The organism is Morganella sp. HMSC11D09 (genome assembly GCF_001807955.1).
GTDB lineage: Bacteria > Pseudomonadota > Gammaproteobacteria > Enterobacterales > Enterobacteriaceae > Morganella > Morganella morganii.
Map to the genome: position 1 here is coordinate 188,945 of NZ_KV791711.1, position 13,511 is coordinate 202,455.

Below are 13,511 nucleotides of genomic sequence, written 5' to 3' on the forward strand. Positions count from 1 at the left end.
GGACAACGGATACCATGACACAGAACGTTTTATTTATTGACCGCGACGGCACTCTGATCACCGAACCACCGGTGGATTTCCAGGTGGACAGATTAGACAAACTGGCCTTTGAGCCGGATGTGATCCCCGCGCTTCTGAAGCTGAAAGAGGCCGGATACCGCTTTGTAATGGTCACCAACCAGGACGGCCTGGGCACTGACAGCTTCCCGCAGGCGGATTTCGAGGCACCGCACCAGCTGATGATGCAGATTTTCACCTCTCAGGGCATTACCTTTGATGAGGTCCTGATTTGTCCGCACAAACCGGCGGATAACTGCAACTGCCGCAAACCGAAAATCACGCTGGTGGAAAAATACCTGCTGCCGGGTGTCATCAACATGCAAAACAGCTATGTGATCGGCGATCGTGAAACCGATATTCAGCTCGCGGAAAACATGGGGATTACCGGGCTGCGTTACGGCCAGCCGGGCACTGACTGGAACAGTATCGCAGAGCAGCTGACCCGCCGTGACCGTTACAGCCGCGTGGAGCGCAAAACCAAAGAGACCGATATTCTCACCGAAGTGTGGCTCGACCGTGAAGGCGGCAGCACTATCCGTACCGGAGTCGGCTTTTTCGACCACATGCTGGATCAGATTGCCACCCACGGCGGTTTCCGCCTCAATATTCAGGTCAGCGGCGACCTTGTGATTGATGATCACCACACCGTAGAAGATACCGGACTGGCGCTGGGCGAAGCCCTGAAACTGGCACTCGGCGATAAGCGCGGCATCACCCGTTTCGGTTTTACCCTGCCGATGGATGAGTGTCTTGCCCGCTGTGCCCTGGATATCTCAGGCCGTCCGCACCTGGAATACAAAGCCGATTTTAAATATCAGCGTGTCGGCGACCTGAGCACGGAGATGATTGAGCACTTCTTCCGCTCGCTCTCCTACACTATGGGCTGCACGTTACACCTGAAAACCAAAGGGAAGAACGACCACCACAGAGCCGAAAGCCTGTTTAAAGTGTTCGGACGGACACTGCGCCAGGCCATCCGCGTGGAAGGCAATGTTCTGCCGAGTTCAAAAGGGGTGCTGTGATGCGCATAGTGATCACCGATACCGGCTGTGCCAATATCGCCTCCGTCCGCTACGCGGTGGAGCGTCTTGGTTATCAGCCGCTGGTCACCGCCGACCCTGACCTTATCCGTCAGGCAGATAAAGTCTTTCTGCCGGGAGTCGGGACGGCGGGCGCGGCAATGGAAAATCTGACAGCGCGCGGGCTGGTGAGCACCATCCGTTCCCTGACACAACCGGTGCTGGGGATTTGCCTCGGCATGCAGTTGCTCGGCACCACCAGCGAAGAAGGAAATATTGATCTGCTCGGCCTGATCGATACCCCGGTACAAAAAATGACGCCGGACGGGCTGCCGGTGCCGCACATGGGCTGGAATACCGTGGAATTTACCGCTGATCTGCCGCTATTCCGTGATATTGCGCCGCAGAGCTATTTTTATTTTGTTCACAGTTACGCCTGCCCGGTCAGCGACGCTACGGCTGCCACCACCACATACGGTGAGGCATTCAGCAGTGTTCTTTTCCGCGATAATTTTTACGGCGTGCAGTTCCACCCGGAGCGTTCAGGCAAAACCGGTATCACACTGATTAAAAATTTTCTGGAGATGAAAGCGTCATGATCATTCCCGCACTGGATTTAATTGACGGACAGGTAGTGCGCCTTCACCAGGGCGATTATGCGAAACAGCGCGATTACGGCGCGGATCCGCTCAGCCGTTTGCAGGCTTATGAGCGCGAAGGGGCACAACTGCTGCACCTTGTGGATTTAACCGGTGCCAAAGACCCGGCGAAACGCCAGATCCCGTTGCTGAAAACACTGCTGGCGGGTGTGAGCGTGCCGGTACAGATCGGCGGCGGGATCCGCACTGAGGAAGATGTTGCCGCCCTGATTGATGCCGGTGCCGCCCGTGTGGTGGTCGGCTCCACGGCGATCAAATCCCCGGAAGAAGTAAAACGCTGGTTTGCCCGTTGGGGGGCAGAACGCATCGTGCTGGCGCTGGATGTGCGCATCGGCGCAGACGGTAAAAAACGGGTTGCGGTCAGCGGCTGGCAGGAAGATTCAGAGCAGACCATCGAAGACGTAATTCGCGATTTCGCCTCTGCCGGGCTGCGCCACGTATTATGTACCGATATCTCGAAAGACGGTACGCTGGCGGGATCCAATGTGGCGCTTTATCAGGAAATCAGTGCCGCGTTCCCGGAGATTGCCTTTCAGGCATCCGGTGGTATCGGCGGGCTGAGTGATATCGCCCCGCTGCCTGCTACCGGTGTGGCGGGCGTGATCGTCGGCCGGGCACTGCTCGACGGCAAAATGACATTACCGGAGGCTATCGCATGCTGGCAAAACGTATAATTCCCTGCCTGGACGTCCGTGACGGACAGGTGGTTAAAGGGGTTCAGTTCCGTAATCACGAAATCATCGGCGACATCGTTCCCCTCGCCCGCCGCTATGCCGAAGAAGGTGCGGATGAGCTGGTATTCTATGATATCACCGCCTCCTCTGATGGCCGTGTGGTGGATAAAAGCTGGGTTGCCAAAGTAGCGGAAGTGATTGATATTCCGTTCTGTGTGGCAGGCGGGATCCGCAGTACCGAAGACGCTGCCGCGATCCTCAGTTTCGGGGCGGATAAAATCTCCGTAAACTCCCCGGCGCTGAGTGATCCGTCACTTATCTCCCGGCTGGCTGACCGCTTCGGCGTGCAGTGCATTGTCGTCGGGATCGATACCTGGCACGATGCGGAAAGCGGAAACTATCAGGTCTATCAGTTTACCGGTGATGAAAAACGCACCATCGCCACTTCCCGTAACACCCTCGACTGGGTACAGGAAGTGCAGCAGCGCGGTGCCGGGGAGATCGTCCTCAATATGATGAACCAGGATGGTGTACGCAACGGCTACGACCTGGAGCAGCTGAAAAAAGTGCGTGAAGTGTGTCAGGTGCCGCTGATTGCCTCGGGTGGTGCCGGTCATCCGGATCACTTCCGTGATGCGTTTTTACAGGCCGGTGTTGACGGCGCGCTTGCCGCCTCTGTCTTCCACAAACAAATTATTAATATCGGCGACCTGAAACGCGGACTTGCCCGCGACGGGATCGTTGTCAGAATACAGGAGTAACACACGATGCTCACGGAACAGGAAATTGCACAACTGGACTGGCAGAAAACCGGCGATCTGCTGCCGGTTATTGTGCAGCACGCCGTCTCCGGTGATGTGCTGATGCTGGGCTACATGAACCGCGACGCACTGGACAAAACGATCAGCGAAAAACGCGTGACGTTTTATTCCCGCACCAAACAGCGGTTGTGGACCAAAGGGGAATCGTCCGGGCATTTCCTTAATCTGGAAGACCTGTTTAAAGATTGTGATAACGACACGCTGCTCGCGCTGGTCACCCCGATCGGCCCGACCTGTCATCAGGGTACCAACAGCTGTTTTGCGCCCGCACAGACAGCCCAGGGTTTCCTGTATGAACTGGAGTCTGTTATAAAATCCCGCAAAACGGCGGATCCGGACAGCTCTTACACAGCACAACTCTATGCCGCCGGGACCAAACGGATTGCCCAGAAAGTGGGCGAGGAAGGCGTGGAAACCGCACTGGCCGCCACTGTCCGCGATAAGGCGGAACTGACCTCAGAATCCGCGGATCTGCTCTATCACCTGCTGGTACTGCTCCAGGATGCCGATCTGGATCTGGCCGCTGTTATTGAAAAACTGCGTTCCCGTCACCGTTAATCCGAAAGCGGGGGAAATCCTTTTTTGTCCGCTGTTTTTGTTGCCGTAACCTTCTATAATAGGCAGGATATTGGCAACAAATGCAGAGACTATGAGTGATATGACCCCGATTTTTGAGAAACTGACCGCCCGGCTGGATGAACATAATGCCCGCTACCGTGTGGTACATCATGCCTCCGCCGGGAAAACAGAAGAAGTCGCCAGAGTGCGCGGCACACACCACGGTCAGGGTGCCAAAGCACTGGTTTGTCATATCAAGGGAAACGGTGTACGTCAGTATGTTCTTGCGATTCTGCCTTCTGATCAGCAGGCGGATTTACAGGCACTGGCAAAAAAAACCGGCGGCACCCGCGCCTCTCTCGCCAGCCCTGCAGAAACAGCTGAACTGACACAGTGTGTGTTCGGTGCTATCCCGCCGTTCAGCTTTCACCCTGATCTCCGTCTCGTTGCCGATCCGATGTTATTTGAACGTTTCAGTGAGCTGGCCTTTAATGCCGGCAGCCTGGAGTGCTCCATTATTCTGAATACAAAGGACTATCAGCGGATTGCCGATCCTGAAACAGTATCGTTTGTCCGCCGTGAACTTTGATTTTTGCTTGGGAAGGCGCTTATGCAGGACGAACTTTTAGACTCGCTTTATTATCTGCTGTTACTCAGCCTGCTGCTGTATCTGTCGCGCCACCGCTGGCGCCGCTGGTTCAAAACACAGAAATCCCGCAGGCGTTTTGTCTCCTCGCCGGAGGAAGATGAGCAATCCCTGCGGCAGCAGTTGAGTGCGCCGTATCTCAACGGCAGCCAGTTTCATAAAACCGACCACTTTTTTGCGGTCAGCGCCCTGCTGCGCGAAGTCCTGATGCATTATGAGGAAAAGCAGATCCGGCTGAATGACAGTCTGTTTACCCGGGAAGACAGTTATGAGTTTACCTGTCTCGGTACCCCGCTGCCCGCGCCTGAAACCACCACCCTGGCAGAGCGGATGGCACTGCGGGATGATTTTCAGTATACCGCTGCTGAACGGCTAAACCGCTACTGCATCACCTCTCCGGCCGGAAAACTGCTGAATCAGCAAATCGGTCTGTGGATTGATATGCTCCAGTCCCTGCTGGATACCGAACTGGTGCTGCTGCTGGAAGAGAACAACCAGAAGGACCGGGATTGCCCGTCACTGCAGTTATCCGCTGAGCAGGTTCATCACTGGCTCGATGAAATCAACGATACCATGACACAGACCGCCTCACGGGTTCTGCAGGCACATACCCGCAGCAGTGTTGTGATGTAAAAAAAGACCCGCACTGCGGGTCTTTGATTTTTGTTCTGTTACTGTCAGTGCAGCGCCAGTTTCAGCGCCTCTTCTTTCAGATCCAGCTCCTGCACCAGCCGGGTGTAAGTGTGCTCACTGATATTCTTACTTTTACGCAGCTGTTTGAGGGCATCCCGCTCCGCCTGAAGCGCTGTCAGTGACATCCGCCGTTCCATGCGGATCACATTATGCCAGTCAAATCCGGCAGTCTGGTCATCACTGTTACTGTCAAGATGACGGCCGTAGATCTCCAGCAAATGAGTCCCCACTTCTGTGCGCAGTGTCATTTCATCAATATCTTCCAGCGGCTCCGCCATCTGCACACGCAGATTGCTCATTGCGGCTTCATTCAGGGTGAAACGGGCATTCAGCTCTTCATTATCATGCGGTAAGTCCGTATTCAGCCCTCTGGTCAGCACCGGCAGTGCAACTGCTGCAATCACCAGTGAAAACAGAATTACCCCCATGGCGAGGAAGATAGCCAGATCCCGGTGCGGAAACGGTGAACCGTCATTCATCAGCATCGGCAGTGTCAGGATACCGGCGAGGGTAATCGCCCCGCGCACACCGGCGGTTGCCATAATCGCCATCAGGCGCAGATGCGGCATATCAGACTGCTTACCTTTGCGGCGCTGACGGAAAACCGTCAGTGTCATGGCAATCCATACCCAGGCAAAACGCAGCACCGCCAGGCCAAAGGTGATAATCACCACGTACAGCAGCAGTACCCACGGCGCGGAAGCCCCGGCATCTGCCGCCACCTGCGGCACTGAGCGCCACATACCCGGTAACTGTTCACCCAGCAGAATAAAGATCATTCCGTTCAGCGCGACCTGCACAGTGTCCCAGACCGCCTTGCTCTGCATGCGGGTGGCAGACTGCATACGGCCGACAATACGCTCATAGTGCATGGCGATACCGGCCGCCACTGCGGCCAGAATGCCGGACACACCCAGGTGCTCTGCCGCCAGATAAGAGACAAACGGGATCAGCAGGCTGATCATAATCTGAATCGCCGGGTCTTCCCCGGTACGCTGCACCAGGAACTGGTTCACTTTCCCGATAAACATGGCAATCAGTAAACCGACCATAATTCCGCCCAGCGCTACCACCATAAACTTCCCGGCAGCTGACGGCAGAGAGAATGTCCCGGTCAGTGCAGCTGTTACAGCAAAACTGAAGCACACCAGGCCGCTGGCATCATTAAAGAGGGATTCCCCTTCCAGAATATGGGCCATACGGGACGGAAGCGGCGCATTGACGGTCATTGCCGCCACAGACACCGGGTCTGTCGGTGACAAAATCGCCGCCAGTGCAAAAGCAACCGCAAGAGAAACCGCCGGGATCAGCCAGTGGATAAACAGCCCCATGCCGACAACGGTGAAAAACACCAGACCGATGGCCAGCGAGAAAATCGGTTTGATATCACTGAACAGCGCTTCTTTCGGGATCCGCCAGCCATCCAGAAACAGCAGAGGCGGGATAAAAAGGAACAGGAACAGATGCGGCTCAAACGCCACATCAAAACCGAAGAGTGATAACCCCGCGCCAATGGCAATCTGAATAAAAGGCAGCGGAATTTTGTCCCCCAGCAGACGGGAGATAAACACACTGGCAATCACAGCCAGCAGAAAAATAAGGATCAGTGTCACAACAGACATAGGCGGTTTTTTATCCCTCAGGAAATCTGATACATAACCATAATTCAGGAATTGCAGGGTATACAATTAAAGATAAAAATAAAGCAGATAAATCAGTAATTGTAAAATTATTGTGTGTCAAAATCTGAATACCCCGTTACCGGCCACCCTGACAGATATCTTAAATGAAAAAATACTACTGGCCGGTGTGATTACCGCCTGCTCTGCTTATGCAGTCCCTGATGCCTGGTCAATGGGCGCTGCCCGGGGATTTACTGAATACTGCATCAGTAACGGATCCGGTGATCGCGTGATTATTACCTGTAACTAACAAACCAGCCGGAAAATTTAAACCGCGCGCCAAAAACAGCCAGAAGATTTTCAGTGATTTTGAGTGTGTCCCGGTGGAATAACCTGCACAGAAATGAGAATAACGCCGCCGTCTCCGCCGGCGGCGTTATTGTTTTAACCCTTAGTAATCATCACTGTCTTCCGGATTCTCCGGCAGTGTGATTTTTACACGGTTAATACGGTGATTCTGAATTTCCAGCGGCTCAAACAGGCAGCCATCAATGTTAATCTGCTCACCGACTTTCGGCAGACGCTGCAAATGCTCCATCAGCAGACCGGCTACCGTTTCATACTCGCGTTTTTCATCGAGTGTCAGCGGAATATAGTTGATTAAATCCTCCAGCGGCATAAAGCCGTTGGTGATCCAGCTGTTATCATCCGTAAACTGAATGTCATGGCGGGCATCATTCTCAACACCGCTGACCGGCAGATTACCGGCAATGGTTTCCATCACATCTGTCAGTGTCACCACCCCTTCGACATAGCCGAACTCATCGGCCACAAAGGCAAAGTGTGTCTGCGCCTGACGGAACTGCTCCAGCGCTTTCAGTAATGACAGCTGTTCAGGGAAAACCAGCGGCTGTTTGATCAGCGCATGCAGATCCAGCGTATCCTGTTGTAAACGCTGATGCAGCAGGTCGATCACATGCACCACACCCAGCAGTTCATCATCATCCGCCGAGCCTTTGATCACCACGCGGGTGTGCGGATTTTTAATCAGCAGCGCCGCAATTTCATCACTGGTGGCATCAATCCGCAGCATCTCCACATCATGACGCGAGGTCATAATACTGTTGACGTTACGCTGCGACAGCCCCAGCACGCGGACAATCATCTGCCGCTCTTCCGGGTCAAAAATTTCCTGATTATCAGAAATCAGATCCGCCGTGCGGTTATCCAGCTCTGCGGATTCACGCTTGCCGCTCAGAATACGCAGTACCGCTTCCGCCGTGCGCTGGCGCAGAGAGTTTCTCCCGCGCAGGAATTTACGGCGGTTAAACATTGCCACCTGGTTGAGCATCTCAATCATGATGGAGAAACCGATCGCCGCGTAGAGGTAACCTTTCGGAATGTGATAGCCGAACCCTTCCGCCACCAGGCTGAAACCGATCATCAGCAGGAAGCTGAGACACAGGATAACAATGGTCGGGTGCTCATTGACAAAGCGGGTCAGCGGACGGCTGCCCCAGATCATCAGCAGCATGGCAATAATCACCGCCGTGACCATCACACCGATGTGGTCCACCATCCCGACTGCCGTGATCACCGAGTCCAGCGAGAAGACGGCGTCCAGCACAATAATCTGTGCCACCACCGCCCAGAATTTTGAGGTTTTCCGCTGCTGCCCGTCGTTATGCTCACCGCCTTCCAGCCGTTCGTTCAGCTCCATTGTGGCTTTGAACAGCAGGAACAGACCCCCGATCAGCATAATTAAGTCACGCGCACTGAACGGATGGCCGAACATCGTAAACATCGGTTTGGTCAGCGTGATAAGCCAGGAGAGGCTGAACAGCAGAATAATACGCATGACCAGCGCACACAGCAGACCGGTTATACGGGCTTTGTCACGCAGTGCAGGAGGAAGTTTATCGGCAAGAATGGCAATGAAAACAAGGTTATCAATACCAAGAACAATTTCGAGTACGATTAATGTGGCCAGGCCGGCCCAAATCGACGGATCAGCGATCCATTCCATACGGTTAGTTTTACCTTTTATTCACACAGCTTATGCTGCATCCGGAATAATGCGGATTGTGCGGCCAAATAGCAATAAAAAATTCCGTACTTTGCCGCTGTTCCTGTTGTGCGCTATGACGAGACCGTTTGCATCAATCGCTACCACGCAGCCTTTACATGCGTTAAACTGTGACGAAATTAACAGTCAGCTAACGAAATCGTCGTTAGTCACGGGTCAATTCCTGAAGGAGTCTTCATGTCCAAACAACAAATTGGTGTTGTCGGTATGGCCGTTATGGGCCGTAACCTCGCACTGAATATTGAAAGCCGCGGTTATTCTGTTTCTGTTTTTAACCGCTCTTCAGATAAAACCGATGAAGTGATTGCTGAAAACCCGGGAAAAAAACTGGTTCCCAGCTACAGCATTGAAGAGTTTGTTGACTCCCTGGAAAAACCCCGCCGTATCCTGCTGATGGTCAAAGCCGGTGAAGCCACCGATAAAACCATCGCGTCCCTCACTCCGCATCTCGATAAAGGCGACATTCTGATCGACGGCGGTAACACCTTCTTTCAGGACACCATCCGCCGTAACAAAGAGCTGTCCGCACAGGGCTTTAACTTTATCGGCACCGGCGTTTCCGGTGGCGAGGAAGGCGCACTGAAAGGGCCGTCCATTATGCCGGGCGGACAAAAAGAAGCTTACGAGCTGGTTGCCCCGATCCTGAAACAGATCGCGGCACAGGCCGAAGGCGAGCCGTGTGTGACCTATATCGGTGCTGACGGTGCCGGTCATTACGTCAAAATGGTTCACAACGGTATCGAATACGGCGATATGCAGCTGATTGCGGAAGCTTACTCCGTCCTGAAAAATGCCCTCGGCATCAGCAATGATGAACTGGCTTCCGTCTTCAGTGAGTGGAACAACGGCGAACTGAGCAGCTACCTGATTGATATCACAAAAGATATCTTCCGCAAGAAAGATGAAGACGGCAACTATCTGGTGGATGTGATCCTCGATGAAGCCGCTAACAAAGGTACCGGTAAATGGACCAGCCAGAGCGCGCTCGACCTCGGCGTGCCGCTGACACTGATCACCGAATCCGTATTTGCCCGTTATATCTCGTTTCTGAAAGACCAGCGCGTTGCGGCTTCCAAAGTACTGAAAGGACCGAAAGCAGCTGTGTTCAGCGGTGATAAAGCAGAGTTTATTGAAAAAGTCCGCCGCGCCCTGTATCTGGGTAAAATTGTCTCTTATGCTCAGGGCTTCTCACAGCTGCGCGTTGCCTCTGATGAGTACAACTGGGATCTGAACTACGGCGAAATCGCGAAAATCTTCCGCGCCGGTTGTATCATCCGTGCCCAGTTCCTGCAGAAAATCACTGACGCATATGCGGAAAACCCGGCACTGGCTAACCTGCTGCTGGCCCCTTACTTCACACAGATTGCCGATGAGTATCAGCAGGCACTGCGTGATGTAGTCTGCTACGGCGTTCAGCACGGTATCCCGACACCGACCTTCTCTGCCGCTATCGCCTATTATGACAGCTACCGCAGCGCGGTACTGCCGGCGAACCTGATCCAGGCACAGCGTGACTATTTCGGTGCACATACTTATAAACGTACTGATAAAGACGGCGTGTTCCACACCGAATGGCTGGAAAATAATTAATTCCTGCCGCTATCCGCATTTGTCAGAGCCGGGATAATTATCCCGGCTTTTTCCTGTTTACAGCCCGCCTGCCCCTCAAATAGACTTAATCAAATCAAATTATCCGCAAAATAATAATGAATAACATAAATCCCTGGGGTGATGTGGTTCTGCCTTCACGGCCGGAGTACCGGCTCTCAGCCATGCTGCTCACCTTTTTCCTCGCCCTGCTCAATACCGGCGTTTATATCTGGCAGGTGAATTACGCTTCGCCGCTGGCAGACCAGGTCTACAATATGCTGCTGGCGGGCGGCAGTGTGTATCAGTTATCACTGACCGGCGACTGGTGGCGCTATATAACCAGCATCCTGCTTCATTCCGATCCGTTTCATCTGGGCGTCAATCTCATCGCCCTTCTGGTGTTCGGCATTAACTGTGAAGCGCTGACCGGCAAAATGAGAATGCTGTTTATCTATCTGTTTACCGGTATTTCCGCATCCTTTGCCAGCGCGCTCTGGCAGGCCGCTCAGAACGATATGTCTCCGCTGTCCGGCATTCCGGTGACTGTCGGTGTCGGGGCCTCCGGCGCCATTATGGGGCTTGCCGGTTCCACCGTGATGTATCTTATCCGGGCCCGGAAAGATCCGTCCGTGTCGGTGGCGGACAGCCTGCGTTATAAAAATCTGCTGATCACCATGATTGTCCTGATCGTACTGTCGGTACTCAGTGCGGTGCCGGATGATGAGGAGCCGGTGATGGATAATGTGGCCCATTTCAGCGGGCTGATTTGCGGTGCCGTTCTGGGATGGCTGTATTCCGCTGCCTCCGGTGTCCGTAACCGCAGAATGGATCGCCGTTCATGGCTGATTTCCGCCGCCGCAACCGGTCTGCTTATCCTGCTTCTGTTCACCTGCTCTTCAAGCCGTGAACAACAATTGCTCTTTGAACGGGAAACGATTCTGGAAGATATCGCGGCTCAGGCTGATGCGCTGCCGTCCGGACAGAAAAACAATTAAATGATTGATTCCGGTCACATTAATCAGTGACGTAAACCGCTATGGTGATTAAACGATTAATGACAGAAGCAGGTGATGATATGGATTATTGGTTTGTATCGTACAAAGTGCGTGCCCGTAACGGAGACACTTTACAGGGACATCAGATCACAGAAACCGAAGCCGGTGTGTCACCCCGGGATGCATTAGAACAAGCTACTCAGAAAATTGCCGACGAGTCTCAGGCTGACCTGCGTTCAGTCCGTATTCTTGCCTTTAACCGTGTGTAATTAACGCCCCTCACAGAACAAAAACCCCGTCAGATACGGGGTTTTTTTTATATCATCAGACCGCCACTCTTTCGATATTGACCTTATCACCCGCAGCCAGCCGCCCGAGCGCGGTTTTCAGCAGGGTATCGGTGAAAAGATAAAACCCGACATGGCTGTTATCAATCGCTGCGACAGTCAGGCAGCAGCCGTTATACGATACGGAATCACCAATCGCCAGCCCCGTTAACAACTCCTCCGGAAACTGCACAATATGAATCAGATGATCATTGTTTTCTTCAATTTTTAGAATCAGCGCCGTGCCCTGCACCACACCGGTAAAAATCTTATCCAAAGCCAACCTCACACTTTCCGTACTGATACAAAAAAGCCGCAGCGGATAACCGGTGCGGCCCGTGTTGTTTTACAGTGTTACCGGCACCAGGAACTCAGTGGCGACAATCACCACCAGCAGGCCGACAAGCACCGGAACGGATGTCCGTTTCACCACTTCAAACGGTGAAATTTTCGCCATACCGGCAACCGCCACCACCACACCGGAAACCGGTGACATGGTACGGCCGAGGTTGGATGCCTGTAACATCGGGATCACCAGGTACGCCGGGTTGATACCCATCTGCTGTGCCAGGCGCGGGATCAGCTCCACAAACGCATAGAACGGCGCATTACCGGAACCGGTAGTCATCGCCGCCAGCATGGTAATAATCACCAGAGCAATCATCATGATAATCGCGCCGGAACCGAAAGACTGCGCCAGGCTGATCAGACCGGAGATAAAGCCGACGGTGCTCAGGCCCTGAGCGAACACACCGGCCGCCACCAGCAGCATAACCACGGTGGCAAAGGCATCCGCCATACCACGGTAGCAGACATCCAGCCCGGCATAGACTTTTTTGCCGTCAAAACCACGGACGAATTCAATGATGGCAGACAAAATAATACAGCCGACAATAATCGTGATGATGTGTAATTCAGGCAGCACGATATGGCTCAGGAAACCGATACTGAACGGCTTACCATCAAACAGCAGTACGCCGATGATCGGCATAAACGGCAGAATGGCATAGAATTTCGGCGCATTGGTGGTGATTTCTTTGACGTCCAGGATCTCAGATTTGATATCTTCTTTACGATCAAGGAAACGCTGCCAGAAATAGTGAGCAATCGCCATAGAGACAATCGCCACGATAGAGATAGGCAGAGTCAGGCTGAACGCAAACTCTTTCAGCGGGATCATAGAGGCTTCCGCCGCAATCACCACATCACCGGAGGTCGGAGCCAGGATAATTGCCGCCGGAGAGGCGCAGATAGCCGCCGCCGCACCACGGCTGATCCCCACGTTCACCATTACCGGGAACAGGGTTGCCATCAGTAACACACCGAGACCGGTGGCGGAGGAAACGGCCAGAGACATCAGACAGGCAATAAAGTAGGCCACGATCATCAGCAGATACGGGGAATTCACAACCTGTAACGGTTTGGAGACCATTTTGATGACCACGTCGTTGGCACCGATATGAGTCATATAAGCCGCAAAGCCGCACAGTACCATGATCATCATACCGAGGTCGCCGCCGCGGTTCATCAGCAGGTACTTCACATACTCAATAATGTTTGTCGGTCCCCAGCCGGTGGAGGTGGCGGCGGACGGCAGGATGTTTTTCCCCATGATGACACTGATGATCAGAAGCAGTAAGCCCCCGACCATCAGCACCCCTGTGGCTGAATACCCTTTAATAATATAGCGCCCTACGCCGACGGCGACGACAGCACCAATAAGAAGATCTAACATTTCTGCTCCTGTCTGGTATTTTTATTT

Annotated in this window: 15 protein-coding genes; 11 read left to right on the top strand and 4 right to left on the bottom strand. The window is 53.5% G+C overall.

The annotated features are described in order from the left end of the window. Nucleotides 1-14 precede the first annotated feature (14 nt). From hisB to HMPREF3119_RS16455, 7 genes are all read left to right on the top strand, one after another. Complete coding sequence (gene hisB / locus HMPREF3119_RS16425) at nucleotides 15-1,082, top strand: bifunctional histidinol-phosphatase/imidazoleglycerol-phosphate dehydratase HisB (protein WP_024474083.1); 1,068 nt, start codon at nucleotides 15-17, stop codon at nucleotides 1,080-1,082. Then, the gene (gene hisH / locus HMPREF3119_RS16430; protein WP_024474084.1) at nucleotides 1,082-1,678 is read left to right on the top strand and encodes an imidazole glycerol phosphate synthase subunit HisH; all 597 of its coding nucleotides are present in this window, start codon (nucleotides 1,082-1,084) and stop codon (nucleotides 1,676-1,678) included. Before hisB ends, hisH begins: the two co-directional genes overlap by 1 nt. After that, a complete protein-coding gene (gene hisA, locus HMPREF3119_RS16435; protein ID WP_070580328.1) occupies nucleotides 1,675-2,412 on the top strand; it encodes a 1-(5-phosphoribosyl)-5-[(5-phosphoribosylamino)methylideneamino]imidazole-4-carboxamide isomerase in 738 nt (245 codons plus the stop codon). The genes hisH and hisA overlap by 4 nt, the downstream gene beginning before the upstream one ends. Then, nucleotides 2,394-3,173 (top strand): imidazole glycerol phosphate synthase subunit HisF, encoded by a 780-nt coding sequence (hisF, locus tag HMPREF3119_RS16440; protein WP_024474086.1) that lies wholly within the window; start codon nucleotides 2,394-2,396, stop codon nucleotides 3,171-3,173. The genes hisA and hisF overlap by 19 nt, the downstream gene beginning before the upstream one ends. A gap of 6 nt (nucleotides 3,174-3,179) precedes the next feature. After that, nucleotides 3,180-3,791, top strand: a complete 612-nt coding sequence (gene hisIE / locus HMPREF3119_RS16445) for a bifunctional phosphoribosyl-AMP cyclohydrolase/phosphoribosyl-ATP diphosphatase HisIE (RefSeq protein WP_004235765.1) — start codon at nucleotides 3,180-3,182, stop codon at nucleotides 3,789-3,791. A 91-nt stretch (nucleotides 3,792-3,882) separates the two neighbouring features. Further along, nucleotides 3,883-4,380, top strand: a complete 498-nt coding sequence (locus HMPREF3119_RS16450) for a YbaK/prolyl-tRNA synthetase associated domain-containing protein (protein ID WP_004235764.1) — start codon at nucleotides 3,883-3,885, stop codon at nucleotides 4,378-4,380. Nucleotides 4,381-4,401: 21 nt separating this feature from the next. Further along, complete coding sequence (locus tag HMPREF3119_RS16455) at nucleotides 4,402-5,070, top strand: hypothetical protein (protein ID WP_070580330.1); 669 nt, start codon at nucleotides 4,402-4,404, stop codon at nucleotides 5,068-5,070. Between the two features lie 44 nt (nucleotides 5,071-5,114). On the opposite strand, the gene HMPREF3119_RS16460 is transcribed toward HMPREF3119_RS16455, so the two are convergent. Beyond that, entirely contained in the window at nucleotides 5,115-6,752 is a 1,638-nt protein-coding gene (locus HMPREF3119_RS16460) for a Na+/H+ antiporter (RefSeq protein WP_070580332.1), read from the bottom strand. Nucleotides 6,753-6,864: 112 nt separating this feature from the next. Between HMPREF3119_RS16460 and HMPREF3119_RS16465 the strand changes: the two genes are divergently transcribed. After that, nucleotides 6,865-7,062 (top strand): hypothetical protein, encoded by a 198-nt coding sequence (locus HMPREF3119_RS16465; protein WP_070580336.1) that lies wholly within the window; start codon nucleotides 6,865-6,867, stop codon nucleotides 7,060-7,062. A gap of 141 nt (nucleotides 7,063-7,203) precedes the next feature. Here HMPREF3119_RS16465 and HMPREF3119_RS16470 read toward each other — a convergent pair whose 3' ends face one another. Further along, on the bottom strand, nucleotides 7,204-8,778 hold the full coding sequence (locus HMPREF3119_RS16470; RefSeq protein ID WP_070580337.1) for a TerC family protein: 1,575 nt from the start codon (nucleotides 8,776-8,778) through the stop codon (nucleotides 7,204-7,206). Between the two features lie 237 nt (nucleotides 8,779-9,015). On the opposite strand from HMPREF3119_RS16470, the gene gndA reads away from it, so the two are divergent. The 3 genes from gndA (at nucleotide 9,016) to HMPREF3119_RS16485 (ending at nucleotide 11,692) form a co-directional block, all read left to right on the top strand. Then, the gene (gene gndA, locus HMPREF3119_RS16475; RefSeq protein ID WP_004235757.1) at nucleotides 9,016-10,428 is read left to right on the top strand and encodes an NADP-dependent phosphogluconate dehydrogenase; all 1,413 of its coding nucleotides are present in this window, start codon (nucleotides 9,016-9,018) and stop codon (nucleotides 10,426-10,428) included. A 116-nt stretch (nucleotides 10,429-10,544) separates the two neighbouring features. Further along, the gene (locus HMPREF3119_RS16480; RefSeq protein ID WP_070580339.1) at nucleotides 10,545-11,423 is read left to right on the top strand and encodes a rhomboid family intramembrane serine protease; all 879 of its coding nucleotides are present in this window, start codon (nucleotides 10,545-10,547) and stop codon (nucleotides 11,421-11,423) included. An 80-nt stretch (nucleotides 11,424-11,503) separates the two neighbouring features. Continuing rightward, a complete protein-coding gene (locus tag HMPREF3119_RS16485; RefSeq protein ID WP_029991050.1) occupies nucleotides 11,504-11,692 on the top strand; it encodes a hypothetical protein in 189 nt (62 codons plus the stop codon). A 55-nt stretch (nucleotides 11,693-11,747) separates the two neighbouring features. On the opposite strand, the gene HMPREF3119_RS16490 is transcribed toward HMPREF3119_RS16485, so the two are convergent. Together HMPREF3119_RS16490 and dcuC are read right to left on the bottom strand one after the other, a co-directional pair. Then, on the bottom strand, nucleotides 11,748-12,026 hold the full coding sequence (locus HMPREF3119_RS16490) for a riboflavin synthase (protein ID WP_004241698.1): 279 nt from the start codon (nucleotides 12,024-12,026) through the stop codon (nucleotides 11,748-11,750). 69 nt (nucleotides 12,027-12,095) lie between these two features. Next, complete coding sequence (gene dcuC, locus HMPREF3119_RS16495; RefSeq protein ID WP_024474096.1) at nucleotides 12,096-13,484, bottom strand: anaerobic C4-dicarboxylate transporter DcuC; 1,389 nt, start codon at nucleotides 13,482-13,484, stop codon at nucleotides 12,096-12,098. Nucleotides 13,485-13,511 lie beyond the last annotated feature (27 nt).

Coding starts and splice junctions, on each gene's coding strand:
- HMPREF3119_RS16460 (WP_070580332.1), bottom strand. CDS start 6,752: ATGTCTGTTGTGACACTGATCCTTATTTTTCTGCTGGCTGTGATTGCC.
- gndA (WP_004235757.1), top strand. CDS start 9,016: ATGTCCAAACAACAAATTGGTGTTGTCGGTATGGCCGTTATGGGCCGT.
- hisF (WP_024474086.1), top strand. CDS start 2,394: ATGCTGGCAAAACGTATAATTCCCTGCCTGGACGTCCGTGACGGACAG.
- HMPREF3119_RS16485 (WP_029991050.1), top strand. CDS start 11,504: ATGGATTATTGGTTTGTATCGTACAAAGTGCGTGCCCGTAACGGAGAC.
- HMPREF3119_RS16480 (WP_070580339.1), top strand. CDS start 10,545: ATGAATAACATAAATCCCTGGGGTGATGTGGTTCTGCCTTCACGGCCG.
- hisA (WP_070580328.1), top strand. CDS start 1,675: ATGATCATTCCCGCACTGGATTTAATTGACGGACAGGTAGTGCGCCTT.
- hisIE (WP_004235765.1), top strand. CDS start 3,180: ATGCTCACGGAACAGGAAATTGCACAACTGGACTGGCAGAAAACCGGC.
- HMPREF3119_RS16455 (WP_070580330.1), top strand. CDS start 4,402: ATGCAGGACGAACTTTTAGACTCGCTTTATTATCTGCTGTTACTCAGC.
- hisH (WP_024474084.1), top strand. CDS start 1,082: ATGCGCATAGTGATCACCGATACCGGCTGTGCCAATATCGCCTCCGTC.
- HMPREF3119_RS16450 (WP_004235764.1), top strand. CDS start 3,883: ATGAGTGATATGACCCCGATTTTTGAGAAACTGACCGCCCGGCTGGAT.
- HMPREF3119_RS16470 (WP_070580337.1), bottom strand. CDS start 8,778: ATGGAATGGATCGCTGATCCGTCGATTTGGGCCGGCCTGGCCACATTA.
- dcuC (WP_024474096.1), bottom strand. CDS start 13,484: ATGTTAGATCTTCTTATTGGTGCTGTCGTCGCCGTCGGCGTAGGGCGC.
- hisB (WP_024474083.1), top strand. CDS start 15: ATGACACAGAACGTTTTATTTATTGACCGCGACGGCACTCTGATCACC.